The following is a 16189-nucleotide window of genomic DNA, read 5'->3' on the forward strand; positions in this document are numbered from 1 at the left end:
GGAGGGATCAGTTTATGGCAATCGAATATCTTGGCCTGAGTGAAATAAACGGCCCTCTTGTTGTCCTTGAGGGTGTAAAAAACGCATCTTACGAGGAGATCGTGGAATTCCACATGGAGGACGGCACTCAAAAGATCGGCCGTATCGTAGAAATCTATGAGGACAAGGCCGTTATCCAGGTTTTTGAGGGAACTGACAATATGTCCCTCGGCAATACACACACACGTCTTACCGGACATCCTATGGAGATCGGGCTTTCTCCTGAGATCCTGGGACGTACCTTTAACGGTATCGGCCAGCCCATTGACGGGCTTGGCGAGATCACACCGGAGGTCAGCCTGAACATCAACGGGCTCCCACTGAATCCGGTAACCCGTGAATATCCACGAAACTATATCAACACCGGTATCTCCGCTATTGACGGACTGACCACACTGATCCGCGGCCAGAAGCTGCCGATTTTTTCCGGTAACGGTCTTCCACATGATAAGCTGGCTGCGCAGATCGTTCAGCAGGCTTCCCTGGGAGCAGACTCCGATGAAAAATTCGCCATTGTTTTTGCGGCAATGGGTGTGAAATACGACGTAGCAGAATTCTTCCGCAGGACCTTCGAAGAAAGTGGTGCGTCCGACCATGTTGTGATGTTTTTGAACCTTGCAAACGATCCGGTTGTAGAGCGTCTTCTGACACCGAAGATCGCCCTCACTGCCGCTGAGTATCTTGCTTTTGAAAAAGGCATGCATATCCTGGTAATCCTGACTGATATCACCTCCTTCTGCGAGGCCATGCGAGAGGTTTCCTCCTCCAAGGGTGAGATTCCTTCCCGAAAGGGTTATCCCGGATATCTGTACAGTGAGCTTGCAACCCTTTACGAGCGTGCGGGAATCGTCCGTGGCGGCACCGGTTCTGTAACCCAGATTCCGATCCTGACCATGCCAAACGACGACATCACACACCCGATCCCCGACCTTACCGGATATATCACAGAAGGCCAGATCGTACTGGACCGCCAGCTTCACGGTCAGGCGATCTATCCGCCGATCAATGTTCTGCCATCCCTGTCCCGTCTGATGAAGGACGGTATCGGTGAAGGCTTCACACGTGCTGATCATCAGGATGTTGCCAACCAGCTCTTCTCCTGCTACGCAAAGGTAGGCGATGCAAGAGCTCTGGCATCCGTTATCGGTGAGGATGAGCTTTCTCCGCTGGATAAGCAGTACCTTGTATTCGGAAAAGCCTTCGAGGCAGAGTTTGTAGGACAGTCAGAAACAGAGAATCGAAGCATCATCGAAACTCTGGATAAGGGCTGGGAGCTTCTTGGCCTTCTTCCAAGAGAAGAGCTCGACCGTATCGATACCAAAGTTCTGGATCAGTATTACAGAGAAACCGTCCGTTAGTGAGGTGATTTTATGGATCCGAATACCTTTCCCACCAAGGGAAATCTCATACTTGCAAAAAACTCTCTGGCTCTTTCCAAACAGGGCTATGAGCTTATGGACAAAAAGCGTAATATCCTGATCCGTGAAATGATGGAGCTGATCGATCAGGCAAAGGATATCCAGTCACAGATCGATGAGACCTTCCGTACCGCTTATGCGGCTCTTCAGAAGGCAAATATGGAAATTGGAATCGCTTTCGTAGACCAGATCTCTCATACCGTTCCTGTGGAAGATTCCATCCGGATCAAAACCAGGAGTGTCATGGGAACCGAGATCCCTCTTGTGGAATATGACAAAAAAGCAGGCAACACGCCGACCTACGCCTACTACAGCACCAAGCTGTCCCTGGACGAGGCCAAGGCAGCCTTCGAGCGTGTAAAGGAGCTGTCCATCCAACTCTCCATGATCGAAAACGCCGCCATCCGTCTTGCCACCAACATCAAAAAAACCCAGAAGCGTGCCAATGCGCTGAAAAACATCACCATCCCCAGATACGAAACTCTCACCCGAGATATCACCAATGCTCTGGAAGAAAAAGAGCGTGAAGAGTTTACACGTCTGAAGGTGATCAAACGTATGAAACAAAATAGTTAAAAAAATCCTCCGCAGATCTTTCCGGTTCTGCGGAGGATTTTTTGGTTATCCACATTTATCCACACCTGAAAATGACTTTTCAACACCTTGCAGTGATCGTTTTAACTGGGCACTGTTCTTTTTTATCCTCATTTCCATACATCCGATAGTCCCCTTTTTAAATAGATTAGTTTTTCAAGAATTCATTTACTATTATCTGATTATTTGTTTTTATTCTTTTATATTATGTCTTTTTTGCAATAAATTTTATGATATTTAGAATTTAACAATGTCAATAGTTTTAAAAACTTTTTTCCCATTTTTTACAATTTTATCATTTTACACAAAACATATGTTTAAATTTATTTATGTAAATCAGGTCATCCACATGGTTATCCTTGTGGATAATGTGGATAAATTTGTGCATAACTTGATTATTGGCGGATTTGCGGATTTTTGTCATGTGGAAAACTTTTTGGAAAGTTTTTCACTTATCCACCATGGTTCGACAAGTTTTGTGCATATTGCCAGAACGACCTTTTCAAGGCTGATATTGCCCGTATCCGCACGCACCTGTCTAATGTTGCCAATCCTCTCTGATTTTATATCAAGCCTTTCTTTTTGCATCTTTTTATGGTGTTTCTCCTGCGTGCGGTCTTGACATCAGCACTGTTTTTTGTTAATGTGAAAACACTAAAACAACGTGTGGATTTTTCAGTTTTGAACTTTTTTCGCCACACAATCTGTCCGATTCGAGAAGACAGATTGTGTGGCTTTTATTATGCACAAAAAACACGCTCTGTTTTCCGCACCTGATATTCTTACGATTCTGATATAAAGGGGGATTTTTCATGAACAGCACATTTATGAAGGAAAAGCCTGTCGGCCCGCTGCTGGCATCCATGGCACTGCCTATGGTCTTTTCCATGCTTGTAAACTCACTATACAACATTGTGGACAGCTTCTTCGTGGCACAGATCAGCGAGCAGGCCATGACCGCCCTGTCCCTTGTCTATCCGGTCCAGAACATGATCAACGCCGTTGCCATTGGCTTCGGGATTGGAATCAACGCCAGAGTTTCCTATCACCTTGGCGCAGGGGACAAAAAAATGGCAGACACTGCCGCAACCCACGGATTTTTTCTGTCTGTGATCCACGGGATCCTGATGACTGTGATCAGCATCGCTGTTATGCCCGTATTCCTTCAGATGTACACCCAGGATGAAACCGTGATCCGGATGGGGCTGGAGTATTCTACCATCGTTTTCCTGTTTTCCACAGTAATTGCCATCAGCCTTTTCTTCGAAAAACTTTTCCAGGCTGTAGGACGGATGAAAGTATCTATGCTCGCCCTGCTGGTGGGATGTATCAGCAACATCATCCTGGACCCGTTCCTGATCTGGGGAATCGGCTTTTTCCCGAAGCTGGGTATCCGGGGCGCAGCTCTGGCTACTGGCATCGGCCAGGTGCTCACCATTGCAGTCTATATGGTCTTTTATATCCTGAAGCCTATTCCTGTACGTGTAACGCCCAAAGCCCTGAAAACAAGCAAAGAAACGGATCTGAGCCTGTATGCCATCGGTGTTCCCGCGATCCTGAACCTGGCACTGCCATCGTTTCTGATCTCTTTTCTGAACTCCGTGCTGGCCGCTTACTCGGACAGCTATGTGGTGATCCTTGGCATTTATTACAAACTGCAGACCTTCCTGTATCTCCCGGCCAACGGAATCATCCAGGGAATGCGCCCGCTGATCGGTTATAACTTCGGTGCCCGTGAGATGAAGCGTGTGAAAAAAATCTTCCGGCTCACCCTGGAATCCAGCTGTGTGATCATGCTCTTTGGAACCGTTATCTGCCTCCTGGCTTCCGGACAGCTTATGGGACTTTTCACAACTACCCCGGAAACCATTGCCGCTGGCTCCAGAGCACTGAAGATCATCAGCGCCGGCTTTCTTGTTTCTGCTGTATCCGTTACCACTTCCGGTGCCATGGAAGGCCTTGGAAAAGGCACGCAGTCCCTTGTAATTTCCCTTTTCCGCTATGTGGTCGTTATCATGCCCACCGCATATCTTCTGTCCCATTTTATGGGTCCTGATGGCGTGTGGAACGCATTCTGGATCACAGAGGTGTTTACAGCCATCGTTTCTGTCATGATTTATCACAAAACGTTGAAAAAAGCCTGAGAATGCAAATGTCCGGCCCACCGGCCTGTTTGCAGCCACCTGCAGGTTTACGTCCCGAAAGCACAAAAAGCTTCGATCCACTCTCTGAGCACATCGCTCATCGATGAGAGTTAGATCGAAGCTTTCTTTATTAACCAAACCGGGAAAATCCCATGAGTGATCGCTGATATCCTCTTGACTCAAACGGATATCCGTGATCTGCGTTCATTTAATTCGCGGAAATTTCCTCTGTATCTCTTACAGAAGTCCCTTCTCACGGATCAGCTTTAAAGCGCCTTCATCGGCCACTACCGTCACATCCGGGTGAAGCTGCAGGATAGATGCCGGCACGTTGGGCGTGATCGGTCCGTAGAGAGATTTGTAAAGAGCATCTGCCTTTGCCTCTCCGGTAGCGACCAGAAGGATTTTCTTTGCAGTCATGATGTTTTTGATACCCATGGTATATGCCTGCTTCGGCACATCATCCATAGTCTCAAAGAATCTTGCATTTGCCTTGATGGTGCTCTCCGTAAGGTCTACGCAGTGAGTCTCCTTCTCAAATGCTGCACCCGGCTCGTTGAAGCCGATGTGGCCATTTCCGCCGATTCCAAGCAGCTGCATATCGATACCACCCACGCTGCGGATGATCTCATTGTAATCCGCGCAGGCTTTCTCACTGTCCTCTTCCAGTCCGTTTGGCACATAGGTTCTTGCCTTATCGATATTTACATGGTCAAACAGATTTGTGTTCATAAAATAACGATAGCTCTGATCGTTATCTCCGGAAAGTCCTTTGTATTCATCAAGATTTACGGATGTGATCTGCGAAAAGTCCAGATCTCCTTTTTTGTACCACTCGATCAGCTGCTTGTACATTCCCACCGGTGTGGAGCCTGTAGCAAGTCCGAGAACGGCATTTGGCTTCATGATGATCTGTGCAGACATGATATTCGCTGCTTTTCTGCTTACGTCATAGTAATCTTTTCCTGTATAAATGATCATAATCTTTTTCCTTCTCCTTGTTTCGTATAGCTGATTTTCTTGTTACGTAAAACGTTTCGTTTTTTGTTAAGACTATCTTACCGCATCCGAAGCAGCTTTTCAAGTAAAATCATAGGGCAAAAATCATTTTTCCTATTTTTTACAATTATTCCGTCTTATTTTTGTGTACTTTTTTGTATCAGATTTTGTTAAACGTTTCATTTTTATCAATTTTCTGTACAATACGCTCGTTTTTTCTGATACTTTATGTGTGAAAAATGCCATGTGTATTGAGGCATTTTCTTTTTCATGATATAATATGAAAATACTATATTATCTGTAAATGCATCAGAACCGGAGGCTTTACATGAACGTTACGATCAATGATATCGCCCGTGCGACAGGCCTGTCCACCGCAACGATCTCCAAATATATAAACCACAAAAAAATACGGGAAGAAAATCGTATTCTTATAGAAAAGGCAATTCAGGAGCTTGGATATACCCCAAACCGGAATGCCCAGCTTCTTCGTGCCAAAAACACACATACCATCGGTATCCTGATCTCAGATCTTGGTAATTATTTCTGGGGCGAGCTTGTCAACTCCATTATCAAGCATTTCACGGATCATGGCTATACAGTTATTGTCTGTTCTTTCTTTTTTGAACATCAGAAGGAGATCGATACGATACAGGATATTATCTCCCAGCACTTTGACGGAGTTATCATGCTCCCATCCTGCTGGCATGATGACCTGTACCAGCTTTTACAGAATGCCGGCATACCGGTTGTAATGCTCGATCAGATTCCTGCTTCCATGAGACATTTTCCTGTAGACTGTGTTATTTCTGATAATTACAGAGGCGGTGCACTGCTGGCAGAGCACCTTTTGGAAAAAGGCCACACAAAGGTCTGGATCATGGAACAGTATCTGGCCTCCTACACCATCGAGCAGCGGATCCAGGGCTTTGTGGATGTATATCAGAAAAATGGCATTGACCTTCTGAAACAGCAAGATTCTTTTCCCCCTGTTTCTTTTGATTCCACTGCAGAAACGATCATCCAGAGCAACCTGCATTTCCAGAAGCTTATTGATTCTTCCGATCCCCCTACTGCTGTCTTTTTTGACTGCTATCTCTCCGCAATGGGTGGTTTAAGCGCTGCCAGCCAGGCACGGATTTCCGTTCCTCAGGATATTTCCTTTGTGTGCTTTGATGATGATCCGCTTTTCAAGACCATGAGCGCGACCATGACCTGCGTCTCACAGGATCTGACAAGTATGGGGAAACATGCTGTGGAATTACTTTTAAAAAGGATCCATGGAGACTATACGGATTTTCCCAAAATAGACATGCTGGATGTTGTATTCCACCCGCGGCGCTCCGTAAAAGACCTGTCCGAACACAACAGTACAGCATCCGGAAAGGATTGATTTATGAGTGCAACCATCAAGGACATTGCCAGAGAAACCGGTCTGGCACTGGCCACCATTTCAAAATATATCAACGGCGGAACTGTACGGCCGCAAAACAAAAAGCAGATCGACGAAGCGATCCGGAAACTGAATTACGTTCCACGAAACACGGCCCGGGGACTTCGTTCCTCCAAGACTTACCGTATCGGTCTGGTATCCGGTCCTCCCAATAATCCGCATAATGCTTTTCTTCTGAGCAAAATAGAAAACACCATGCGCGCTCACGGTTATTCTCTCACATTTATGAGCGACGACAAATATAAGGATCATGTCAATAAATTCGTCCCTCACATGCTTCGCTCCGGGATCGACGGTCTTATCATTTCTTCGTTCTGTCTGAGCAAGGACATCTGTTCCGCCGTAGAGCATACCAAGATCCCTGTTGTGGAACTGGAAGAGCACAGTCATTTCCACCGTACAGACTGTATACAGACCAGCTGTACCTCCGGAGCCTATGAGATCGTGGAGCATCTGATAAAAATGGGGCATCAGAAGATCGCCCTTGTCAACGGTTCCCCTGCATCCTATACTGCATGTGAACGAAAAAAAGGCTATCTCCGGGCACTGGAAGACTACGATATTCCTGTTAATCCCGATTATATCATCGCTGAAAATTACGCAAACAACTTTGGATATCAGGCAATGCAGAAATTATGGAATCTTCCGGAACGTCCGACTGCCGTATTTTCTGCGAACTATACACTATGCCTCGGTATTTATGAAGCGATCTACAGCCTTGGCATCCGGATCCCGGAAGACCTGTCTGTTGTCTCATTTGATGATTTTGAGCTGTCCATGCTGCTTTCTCCTCAGCTGACCGCTGTCCGTCAGCCGTTGGCTGATCTGGCAGAGCAGGCCTGTGATCTGCTGCTTCGAAGGATAAACGGAGACTACAGCGATTTTCCAAGGACGATCCGCCTGAAGCCGGAATGTATTTACCGGGATTCTGTGCGTAATCTCTTTTCTGATGGTAAGTAATGCAAAACAACTTTTATTACGGCAGTTTCGGGAAGTACAACAGGTATTCTCATTCCAATCTGCCCGCATATTCTGAACATCTGAACCACTGCAATAATTTCACAGCTTTTACAAAGGGCACAGACCGTCACCGACACAGTCGATGATACGGCCTGTGTTCCTTCTGTATATATCCGATATATCTGTTACATCAGTCTCAACAGCATATCTCCGGTTCCCACATTGTATCCGCTGGTTGCATAAATCCCATTCAGGCTTTTGTTTGTCACAATGATCAGCGGGAGCTTATCCGGATCTACGTACATTCTTCTTCCCAGTATATTGATGATCTCTGAAAAATCATCATATAAGATCTGAACATTTCCAAGCTTGCCCAGTGCTCTTGAAAGGGTAGGTGTCTCCAGCGCTTTTTTGCTTTTTACTACAAAAATGATTCTCTTCGCATATCGGGAAAAAGCTTCTTCCTGCTCCATCATCTCATTTAAGATATGCTCCGTCGGTTCTTTCTCCTCTTCCAGAAACGCCAGGATATGCTTCCCATCTGCCGTCAGTTCTGACGCCTTCACGGTGCTCCCATCCTCTTTTCTGAGAGTAAATTCCGGTATGGAAATATTCTCCAGCATGTCTTCCAGGTTTGCATTTCGAAATGCCAGCTCCACCCTCTTCATTTCTCCGATCTGAACCTCAAAATAATACTCCGCTGCAAATATATTTCCATTTGGCAATCTGTTTGAGGTAAGGATCCTGTAATTTCCCGCTTCCAGCGGCAGCTTCATCACCTGATCTCTGAAATTTTCGGCTTCCAGCTTCCGTGTGATATATTTTCCGGCTTCCAGTTTTGCGATGCTCCAGTTCTGGAAATATTTCCACTGTGTATCCGCACTTGCCTTCAGAAGGATCGATGCCTTTTTCTCCGTTTCCGCAGATACCGGGATGAATTTTTCGTTTTTCATATACTCCATGGAACGGTCATGAGGGTTCAGGCGTGCCGGAATTCCCAGCGTTCTCGCCATTGCCACAAAAAGGATCTTCTTTGACAGAAGACTTCCTGTTCCCGTTTTCAGACATCCGGACGGCGTAGTGATCACACTGCTGCGTTCTTTCTCCGGGCTGGAAACGATCTTATCCTCAATCCACTTCCAGATCTTCGCCGGTTCCTTTTGCAGCATATTTTTTTCTTCTTCCGACAGTTGCTCAAGAATCGCGTTTCTGTATTTCTGCAAAACTTCATCGTCAACTCTCGGGTTCAGTACATATGGTACAAAAATATCTGCATCCATGTTTTTTTCATACGGTAATGCAAATTTCAGGTGCTCCTCCAGAACCTGGCTGATACAGTCTGTTCTGTCTTTCTCTGTGAGGACTTCAAGGAGCTTTTTTCTCATTGAAGAATCTCCAGTTTCTTTTTCCAGGAATTTCCGACACTCCAGATTGCTCAGGTTTCTTACCTTCTGTTCCCTGTAAGCGTTTGCCTCTGCCAGACGTCTGCTGCCTCTTTCCTTCTGCTCCGGTGTTGGCATATCTTTATTTACAGGTGCATCATGAGGTGCGATCATATCGATCTCCGTCCACTCCTCATAAAAAATACCCTTTTCCTTTCCTACGGGCATCAGACAGATCTCACAACAATCCTCTGTTTTTGTATCTAGGCTGTTTTCTGCATGCAGCCATTCTCCCTCTGCATACATCCTTGCAGAAATATGGATACTTCCAAGCCCTGTTGTCAGGCTGACTTTTCCCAGACTGTCGGTTTTCAGTTCTGCGATCGGGGCATATTCCGAATAATTCAGCACCTCAAAAGAAACTTCTGCACCTTCTGCCGGTTTTCCATGTGAATCCTTTACGGACACAGTGATCTCTTTTGTCAGTGCATATCGTTTCAGCTCGTTGAGCATAGTCACCATACCATCTTTGCCGATCACTTCTCCCTCCGGGATCATGGTATCAAAAACTCTTGAATGGACCATCATGGCCCTTGAGGAAGCGTTGGTAAACCATCCCTTATTCAGGATCTCCTCCGGCTCACAGGCTCCCAGAAAATACCAGCTTCCATCGCACCAGATTTCCACCCAGGCATGATTGTCATCACAATGAGACCACTTTGGTGCATATACCTGACGGGCAGGTACACCAACACTTCTCAGTGCATTAACGGTAAATACAGATTCCTCTCCGCATCTTCCGTTTCCTCTGCGGTATACGGCAAGTGCAGACAGGGTACGATCATCTGTACAATGATAGGTAGCCTCCTGTGCACACCAGTAGTTCACCTCCAGGGCAGCTTCCCGGAAGCTCATTCCCCCAGTTCTCTCTCCGATCTCCCTGCGGAAAAATGTACGGCAGGGTGCGATCTCCTCCTCATTTACTCTATGAAACAGCACATAATTCAAAAAGATTTCCTCCGGCAGCTCTGCCACCCCGGAGTTTTTCTTCCATAAATATACGCCATTCTCCGCATAATCCAGGAATACTTCAAACGCGTAATTTCCGATATCACTGTACGGCATGAACGCATATAAATATTTGCACGCCAGAGCCACTTCGTCTGTGCATTCCGCAAGCTTTTTATCAATCTCCGCAAAAACCTGCGGTAACCCCATCATCTGCTCCCGATATTTTTTTTCGATCCGATCACGGTTTTCTTTCAGAAAAATCTTCCCCTCAGCCATTATAATTCCTCCAGAACTTTCTTTGCAGCACGAACATTTTCAATATCTGTACGCCATATCTCATATTCACTGAATGTCGGAAGTCCCATATTGACACCTTCCTTGCGAAACTGCATCGCACTGTCCGTTACAACCTTGCCGCTCATATGATAAGCCTTGATCCCGGTAAGGGGATAAAGCTGGCGGATCACTTCCGCACCGACGCCACTCCCCGCCTGGATGGTGATACGTCCCTGACTCCTGGTTTCCAGTTCCTTCAGAAGCTCCGCACCCTGAAGGCAGGTATTCTTCTGTCCGGATGTAAGGATCGTATCGATTCCCAGCGAGATTGCCTGTTCCATAGCCTCGATCGGATCTGCGCACACATCAAAAGCCCTGTGCAGCGTAACAGACATATCTCCCGCCGCATCCATCAGTTCTTTCATCTGTTCCATATTCAAGGTGCCATCCGGTTTCAGGATACCTACCACGACACCCTCCACTCCCATTTTGCGGAAATCCTTTACTGCATTCCTTATCATGGAAAATTCCGCATCTGTATAACAGAAATCTCCAAACCGCGGACGGATCAGCGCATGGATCCGGATATCCGAACGCTTCCTTATTTCCTCAAAAAGCCATGGGCCGGGAGTTGTTCCCCCGATGATCAGATTGCTGCAAAGCTCCAATCTGTCCGCACCACCTTCGGCTGCTGCCATAGCGGATTCCACAGAATCCACACAGGTTTCCAGAATATAGTCTTTCATGTAAAAATCCCCCTTTGTTACTGTCTACTCAGAGTAATTTCACTCCGGTATTCCTCAGTATGTTCACAATGGTATCATCCGGAAATTCATCGGTAATGATCCCGCTGATATCATCAAAATGTGTATATTTATAAGATTCGTTAAAATAAAACTTCTCTCTCTCCATAACCACATATTTATGTCTGCTGCTCTGCACTGCCGCCTTCTTGGTCAATCCATCCTCCACTCCGGATGTAGTAACTGCAAAATCTGTCATATCCACGCCACAGCTTCCCAAAAATGCCCGGTCAAAGCTGTACTGCTTGATCACCTCAATGGCCGCAGCTCCCATAAATCCGTTCACCGAACGGTACATAGTTCCCCCTGTGCCTATGGCCGTGATGGACGGATTCGCAGCAAGGACCTGCAGGATATCGATCATATTGCTGACAACCACAACATGCATACCCGACGAAGCGATAAGCCTTGCCAGCTCTATATTTGTAGTGGAAACATCCAGAAAGATCGTTTCGTTATTTTTGATCAGCTTGAAGGCTTTCGCAGCGATCACTTTCTTCTTATCAAGATTGTACATACGCCTGTCTACTACGTTTCTCTCCAGAGGATACTCCTGTGACAGGATCGCTCCTCCGTAAGTCCTCTTTAATCTGCCTGCATTTTCAAGGATCTTGAGATCCTTGCGGATACAGTCCTCCGTAACCTGAAACATCTCGCTTAATTCTTTGACCCTGACTTTTCCTTTTTCGCGGAGACATTTCTCTATTGCATTCTGTCGTTCTTCTGTAAACATGGTCCTATCTCCTCATTCCTGATTTTTCTGTGATAAAAGTTCCAGAAATCAACGCTCCGCAAAACAATATCCGGCGCATTGATCCCTGGAAAGCCTGTGATTTCAGTATAACAGTTCGATATCTTACTATCAATTATTTTGTATTGTTTTTTATTGTTTTATCGTATTTCGATCAAATCAAGTAATTCCACTGGTTCAATTGCGAACCTCCGCTTGCCCCCTGTTCCGGGAATCCCTTACAAAGCTGCAAATATCCCCCTGACTCAAAGCCACATGTTCTCTTGCGAAATTATAAAGGTCAATAAACATTGAAAATATTGAATAACTTATGGGGACTTGCCTGTACTCTTCCGAAACAGACAAGTCCCCACAGTTCCATAACAAATATCCAGTTATGAGCAGATAAAATCAGATTTTTACTATCTGCACATATATTCATCCAGCTCTCTGATAAATTTCCCCGGCATCTTTCTCTCAAATGGGAAAACCTCCGCATTCCCCAGTTCATCTGCAATACATCCCAGAAGGATCGCACTTCTCTCCAGCGACCAGGCAGACAGCAGATCAATGGTATCGTAACGGGTATGCATGCCAAAACCATCCCGGTTCAGAGTCATGGCCGGAATTCCCTTCCATGCAAAAGAATTGGAATCACTTCCCCAGATCTGATTCTTCACAGACGCTCCGATCCCTGCTCCGTCAGCGATCTCAAGAAGCTTATCACAAACAGAAGCCTCTCCCGTCACTCCCAGAACATTTCCTCCGATCAGCTGCCCGGCCAGATCTACATTCATATTAAAACGATGCGGTCCAAGCTCACTCTCATGAACTCTGATATAATCCCGGCTGCCCAGCAAGCCCTTCTCCTCAGCACCAAACCACACAAACTCCATAGTCCTGCGCGGTCTGTACTGCTGAAAATATCTGCAAAGCTCCATGATGATCGCCGCTCCGGCCATATTATCATAGGCCCCCGGTCCCTCCGGTACCGAATCATAATGCGCCGTAAGCGTTAAAATCTCATCTTTCTTATCCGTACCTTCAATCCTCGCCACTACATTTCGGGATGTACAGGCCGTCACTTCCTGTTCTACAGCCAGACAAACCACAGCTGCACCCTCCGTCACCAGCTCCACCGCATCTTTATAATGAAGATTCGCACCCGGGATCCTACCACTATATTTTTCCTGCATCTCGTGAATATCCTCTGAAGACTCCGACAATCCTTCTATCTCTCCTTCTGCATTTCCCGGAAAGATCATCGGCAGGCTACGCTGACAGGGAACCCTGTCCACTCCTTCATCCAGCGGAGAACCCTCCATACTGACAAAACCAACAGCCCCGGCGCTCACCAGTCTCTGATACACATCACCACTCACCCGGCCATTCACCATAACGATCTTACCCTTCGCCCGGGAAAGACTGACAGCATCTCCATTCTCCACATACAAAAAATCCGCTTTCAGACCTTCTGCCCCAGTATTTCCACATCTTCCATACCCGGTCACCACATACTCCTTCTGATAAGGCTCCACAACCTTAAGCACCGCCCTGTTGATCCGAAAACCCCAAAAAGAAAACTCCTCCATCCAATTCTTCACTCCGAAGCTGTCCAAAGTATCCCTGATCATCTTCGCCGCCTTCACTTCCCCAGCAGTACCCGCTTCTCTGACAAAATCAAACCCGGCCAGAAACTCCATCTGCCGCTTACCACTGATTTCCTTCGTATTCATAACCCCACAACCTTTCTGAATTTTATCTAAGTCCCCACCCACTGCTTATTGCTTTTCGCAACCCCGCAGGGAACTTCCTTGGTTCGGTTAAATTATACACTATTTTTCTTCAAAAAAACTGCCCGCAGCTATTTTTCAGCCAACCCAACCAAAAAATCTCCGCAGACAGTTTATATTTCATATCAGTAAATCATTTATATCTATATCCTAAGCCACAAACGAACCAACCGCAGCCGGAGCCCGGTAATCATAGTCGGAAACCTTAATCCCTGTAGCTGCTGTACTGGCGTGAACGATCTTGCCATCACCAATATAAAGAGCCACATGATCAATACCACCATCACCATAAAAAACCAGATCACCAGCCTCAATATCCGCAACACTCTTCTTCTCAGAAGCCGCACACTGAGCCGCAGCAACACGAGGAAGCTCATACCCAAACTCCGCAAACACTGACATCACAAACCCCGAACAATCCGCCCCGTTAGTCAGACTCGTACCACCATAAACATAAGGATTCCCCACAAACTGCAGCGCAAAATCCACAATCCCCTGTCGCATCTCCAGACGCGCCTCCTCAGCAGCCTTCCGCTCCTCTTCCGCCTTACGCGCAGCCTCAGCAGCCGCTTCAGCCTCAAGCCTCTCCTGTGCGATCACCTCAGCCTCAGCCTTCGCCTCCTGATACCCCTGAACCTCAGAAACCGTCTTATCCGCCAGAGCACTGGCAAAAGCAGAAATAGAATCCGCTCCATCCGAAAAACCATCCTCAATGGAAAGCACCTCCACATCTCCATCAGACACAGCACTAACATCATCCACATCCGCAAAAACAACAGAAGGAACCACACCCACAAGAACAGCACTCAGAACAACAGCAGCAAATTTCTTATAAAACATAAACAATAAAACTCCTCTCAGAAAACCACGCAGCAACACAATCCATCCATTCAGACAGAGATTCACAATCCACTTCGCCACGCTCCTCGCTCACTAATTTGTTACAATTTTATTAATTTTGTTACGTAAGTGTGTATCCTACCATAAAAATCCCCACCTGTCAAACCCTTTCACAAAACCTTCACACACCAATCAGCCATCCAGCACAGCGACGATGGCACATCCCTCACCTTCAGGCCACAGGAAACTCAGCCTTTCCTCCCAGCCATCCAGCGCAGCGACGATGGCACATCCCTCACCTTCAGGCCACAGGAAACTCAGCCTTTCCTCCCAGCCATCCAGCGCAGCGCTGATGGCTCATCCAACTCCCGGGAATCCACTCAATCCTCCAGCCCTCATCAATCCCCACTTCCGCCAGTCGCCCCACACCCCCATCACTACCTCCCGCCCGGAACCGAACAGCCGGGGAGACGGGTGCCGGTTGGCTACGACTCTGCAGGAGGGGAGCTGATTCTTGGCTGGCGGAAATCTGCGTTGTTTTTAAAAAGTCCGCTGTCTGAGCGGCAGCAAGCCGCGAGTTCGGACTTTTTAAAAACGGTTTTAGCAGAATTCCGGCAGCCTAGAAGCCAGCCCCCGACGAAGCCCGGAGCCAACCGGCACCCGTCTCCCCGGCGTCCGTCATCCGCCATCCGCCCTCCACCCTCCACCACAAAAAAAGAGCGCCCCGCAGCCCATCCAGACCACAAAGAACGCTCTCCTAATTCCATCAGCTTACAATCATACACAATCACCTACGATCAGCATACAATAATCCCATACGATCGCATCAAATATAACTCATAAACCCCTTCCCAACAACCTCACTACTCTTAGTAACCATCAAAAACGCCTGCGGATCCACCTCATCAATAAACCTCTGCAGAAGCACCGCCTGTCTCACATCAACAACCGTCAGAATAATCTTCTTATCCTTATGCGAATAACCCCCCTCCCCATGATAAACCGTAGCACTCCGATCCAGCCCATTCATAATAAACTCACAGATCTCATCCGGCTTACTGGAAATGATCGTAAAATACTTATTCAGCTTCATCCTCTCAATAGACTTATCGATCAGCAACGTCTTAGCCATAAGCCCCAGCACAGAACAAAGCCCCGTAGTAAGATCAAACACCATAAACGAAACAACAACGATCACACAATCCACCGCAAACAATGCACCCGAAATATTCATCGTAGAATACTTCTTAATGATCATCGCCACAATATCCGTGCCACCACCCGAAGCATTCTCAAAAAACAGCAGCGCCGCAGCCAGCGCCGGCAAAATGATCGCAAAGCAAAGCTCCAGCATAATATTCCCCGTCAGCGCCCTGTCCATAGGAAAAACCTTCTCAAACACATTCAGAAGCAAAGAAGAAACAACCGTAACATAAGCCGTCTTCACTCCAAAATCCCGGCCAAGAACAATAAACCCGATCACCAGCAAAATCAGATTGATCACCAGGTTGATCTGCGCAGACGTCATCGGAATAAAATGCGAAAACACAACCGCCATACCCGAAACACCACCAAAGGAAAAATTATTCGGAAACTTAAATACATAAATCCCCACATCCATCAGAACAACAGCAAATGTGATAATGATATACTCCATCACACGCTTTGGTATCAGATTTTTCATTAAAAAATATCCTCCTGATCTCCTCAAATAATTTTCACCGGTAACTACCAGTCAAAACCAGCA

General features: G+C 46.7%; 13 protein-coding genes. 5 read left to right on the forward strand and 8 right to left on the reverse strand.

Annotation, left to right across the window (positions count from 1 at the left end; genetic code table 11):
- The first annotated feature begins 14 nt into the window (after nt 1-14).
- Nucleotides 15-1397, forward strand: a complete 1383-nt coding sequence (locus ABCM67_RS07865) for a V-type ATP synthase subunit B (RefSeq protein WP_015525388.1) — start codon at nt 15-17, stop codon at nt 1395-1397.
- Nucleotides 1398-1409: 12 nt separating this feature from the next.
- Nucleotides 1410-2033: a V-type ATP synthase subunit D gene (locus ABCM67_RS07870; protein WP_059086266.1), complete on the forward strand. Its 624-nt coding sequence runs from the start codon at nt 1410-1412 to the stop codon at nt 2031-2033.
- A gap of 438 nt (nt 2034-2471) precedes the next feature.
- Here the strand turns inward: ABCM67_RS07870 and ABCM67_RS07875 are convergent, their stop codons facing one another.
- A complete protein-coding gene (locus tag ABCM67_RS07875; protein ID WP_342992720.1) occupies nt 2472-2639 on the reverse strand; it encodes a hypothetical protein in 168 nt (55 codons plus the stop codon).
- 224 nt (nt 2640-2863) lie between these two features.
- Between ABCM67_RS07875 and ABCM67_RS07880 the strand changes: the two genes are divergently transcribed.
- Entirely contained in the window at nt 2864-4195 is a 1332-nt protein-coding gene (locus ABCM67_RS07880) for an MATE family efflux transporter (protein WP_147603147.1), read from the forward strand.
- Nucleotides 4196-4432: 237 nt separating this feature from the next.
- Here the strand turns inward: ABCM67_RS07880 and nagB are convergent, their stop codons facing one another.
- Entirely contained in the window at nt 4433-5176 is a 744-nt protein-coding gene (nagB, locus tag ABCM67_RS07885; protein ID WP_015525385.1) for a glucosamine-6-phosphate deaminase, read from the reverse strand.
- A 346-nt stretch (nt 5177-5522) separates the two neighbouring features.
- Here nagB and ABCM67_RS07890 point away from each other — a divergent pair, with 346 nt between their 5' ends.
- Both ABCM67_RS07890 and ABCM67_RS07895 read left to right on the forward strand, forming a co-directional pair.
- A complete protein-coding gene (locus tag ABCM67_RS07890) occupies nt 5523-6587 on the forward strand; it encodes a LacI family DNA-binding transcriptional regulator (RefSeq protein WP_147603146.1) in 1065 nt (354 codons plus the stop codon).
- A gap of 3 nt (nt 6588-6590) precedes the next feature.
- Nucleotides 6591-7607, forward strand: a complete 1017-nt coding sequence (locus tag ABCM67_RS07895) for a LacI family DNA-binding transcriptional regulator (RefSeq protein WP_147603145.1) — start codon at nt 6591-6593, stop codon at nt 7605-7607.
- 185 nt (nt 7608-7792) lie between these two features.
- Here the strand turns inward: ABCM67_RS07895 and ABCM67_RS07900 are convergent, their stop codons facing one another.
- The 6 genes from ABCM67_RS07900 to ABCM67_RS07925 all read right to left on the reverse strand — a co-directional run bounded on the left by ABCM67_RS07900 (nt 7793) and on the right by ABCM67_RS07925 (nt 16126).
- Nucleotides 7793-10276 (reverse strand): transglutaminase domain-containing protein, encoded by a 2484-nt coding sequence (locus tag ABCM67_RS07900; protein ID WP_147603144.1) that lies wholly within the window; start codon nt 10274-10276, stop codon nt 7793-7795.
- Nucleotides 10276-11022 carry a copper homeostasis protein CutC gene (locus tag ABCM67_RS07905; RefSeq protein ID WP_147603143.1) on the reverse strand — a complete coding sequence of 249 codons (747 nt, stop codon included), beginning with the start codon at nt 11020-11022 and terminating at the stop codon, nt 10276-10278. Before ABCM67_RS07905 ends, ABCM67_RS07900 begins: the two co-directional genes overlap by 1 nt.
- A 28-nt stretch (nt 11023-11050) precedes the next feature.
- On the reverse strand, nt 11051-11812 hold the full coding sequence (locus ABCM67_RS07910) for a DeoR/GlpR family DNA-binding transcription regulator (RefSeq protein WP_147603142.1): 762 nt from the start codon (nt 11810-11812) through the stop codon (nt 11051-11053).
- Between the two features lie 419 nt (nt 11813-12231).
- The gene (locus tag ABCM67_RS07915) at nt 12232-13545 is read right to left on the reverse strand and encodes a M28 family metallopeptidase (RefSeq protein WP_147603141.1); all 1314 of its coding nucleotides are present in this window, start codon (nt 13543-13545) and stop codon (nt 12232-12234) included.
- 207 nt (nt 13546-13752) lie between these two features.
- Nucleotides 13753-14442 carry a C40 family peptidase gene (locus ABCM67_RS07920; protein WP_021977197.1) on the reverse strand — a complete coding sequence of 230 codons (690 nt, stop codon included), beginning with the start codon at nt 14440-14442 and terminating at the stop codon, nt 13753-13755.
- Between the two features lie 826 nt (nt 14443-15268).
- Nucleotides 15269-16126 carry a YitT family protein gene (locus ABCM67_RS07925; RefSeq protein ID WP_147603140.1) on the reverse strand — a complete coding sequence of 286 codons (858 nt, stop codon included), beginning with the start codon at nt 16124-16126 and terminating at the stop codon, nt 15269-15271.
- Nucleotides 16127-16189 lie beyond the last annotated feature (63 nt).

The sequence above is a fragment of the Blautia sp. 2227st1_G12_2227SCRN_220401 genome, from assembly GCF_039062885.1.
GTDB lineage: Bacteria > Bacillota > Clostridia > Lachnospirales > Lachnospiraceae > Blautia_A > Blautia_A fusiformis.

Bases quoted from the DNA above. Each gene is read 5' to 3' on its own strand.
- ABCM67_RS07865 (WP_015525388.1), top strand. From the start codon at position 15: ATGGCAATCGAATATCTTGGCCTGAGTGAAATAAACGGCCCTCTTGTT.
- ABCM67_RS07870 (WP_059086266.1), top strand. From the start codon at position 1,410: ATGGATCCGAATACCTTTCCCACCAAGGGAAATCTCATACTTGCAAAA.
- ABCM67_RS07875 (WP_342992720.1), bottom strand. From the start codon at position 2,639: ATGCAAAAAGAAAGGCTTGATATAAAATCAGAGAGGATTGGCAACATT.
- ABCM67_RS07880 (WP_147603147.1), top strand. From the start codon at position 2,864: ATGAACAGCACATTTATGAAGGAAAAGCCTGTCGGCCCGCTGCTGGCA.
- nagB (WP_015525385.1), bottom strand. From the start codon at position 5,176: ATGATCATTTATACAGGAAAAGATTACTATGACGTAAGCAGAAAAGCA.
- ABCM67_RS07890 (WP_147603146.1), top strand. From the start codon at position 5,523: ATGAACGTTACGATCAATGATATCGCCCGTGCGACAGGCCTGTCCACC.
- ABCM67_RS07895 (WP_147603145.1), top strand. From the start codon at position 6,591: ATGAGTGCAACCATCAAGGACATTGCCAGAGAAACCGGTCTGGCACTG.
- ABCM67_RS07900 (WP_147603144.1), bottom strand. From the start codon at position 10,276: ATGGCTGAGGGGAAGATTTTTCTGAAAGAAAACCGTGATCGGATCGAA.
- ABCM67_RS07905 (WP_147603143.1), bottom strand. From the start codon at position 11,022: ATGAAAGACTATATTCTGGAAACCTGTGTGGATTCTGTGGAATCCGCT.
- ABCM67_RS07910 (WP_147603142.1), bottom strand. From the start codon at position 11,812: ATGTTTACAGAAGAACGACAGAATGCAATAGAGAAATGTCTCCGCGAA.
- ABCM67_RS07915 (WP_147603141.1), bottom strand. From the start codon at position 13,545: ATGAATACGAAGGAAATCAGTGGTAAGCGGCAGATGGAGTTTCTGGCC.
- ABCM67_RS07920 (WP_021977197.1), bottom strand. From the start codon at position 14,442: ATGTTTTATAAGAAATTTGCTGCTGTTGTTCTGAGTGCTGTTCTTGTG.
- ABCM67_RS07925 (WP_147603140.1), bottom strand. From the start codon at position 16,126: ATGAAAAATCTGATACCAAAGCGTGTGATGGAGTATATCATTATCACA.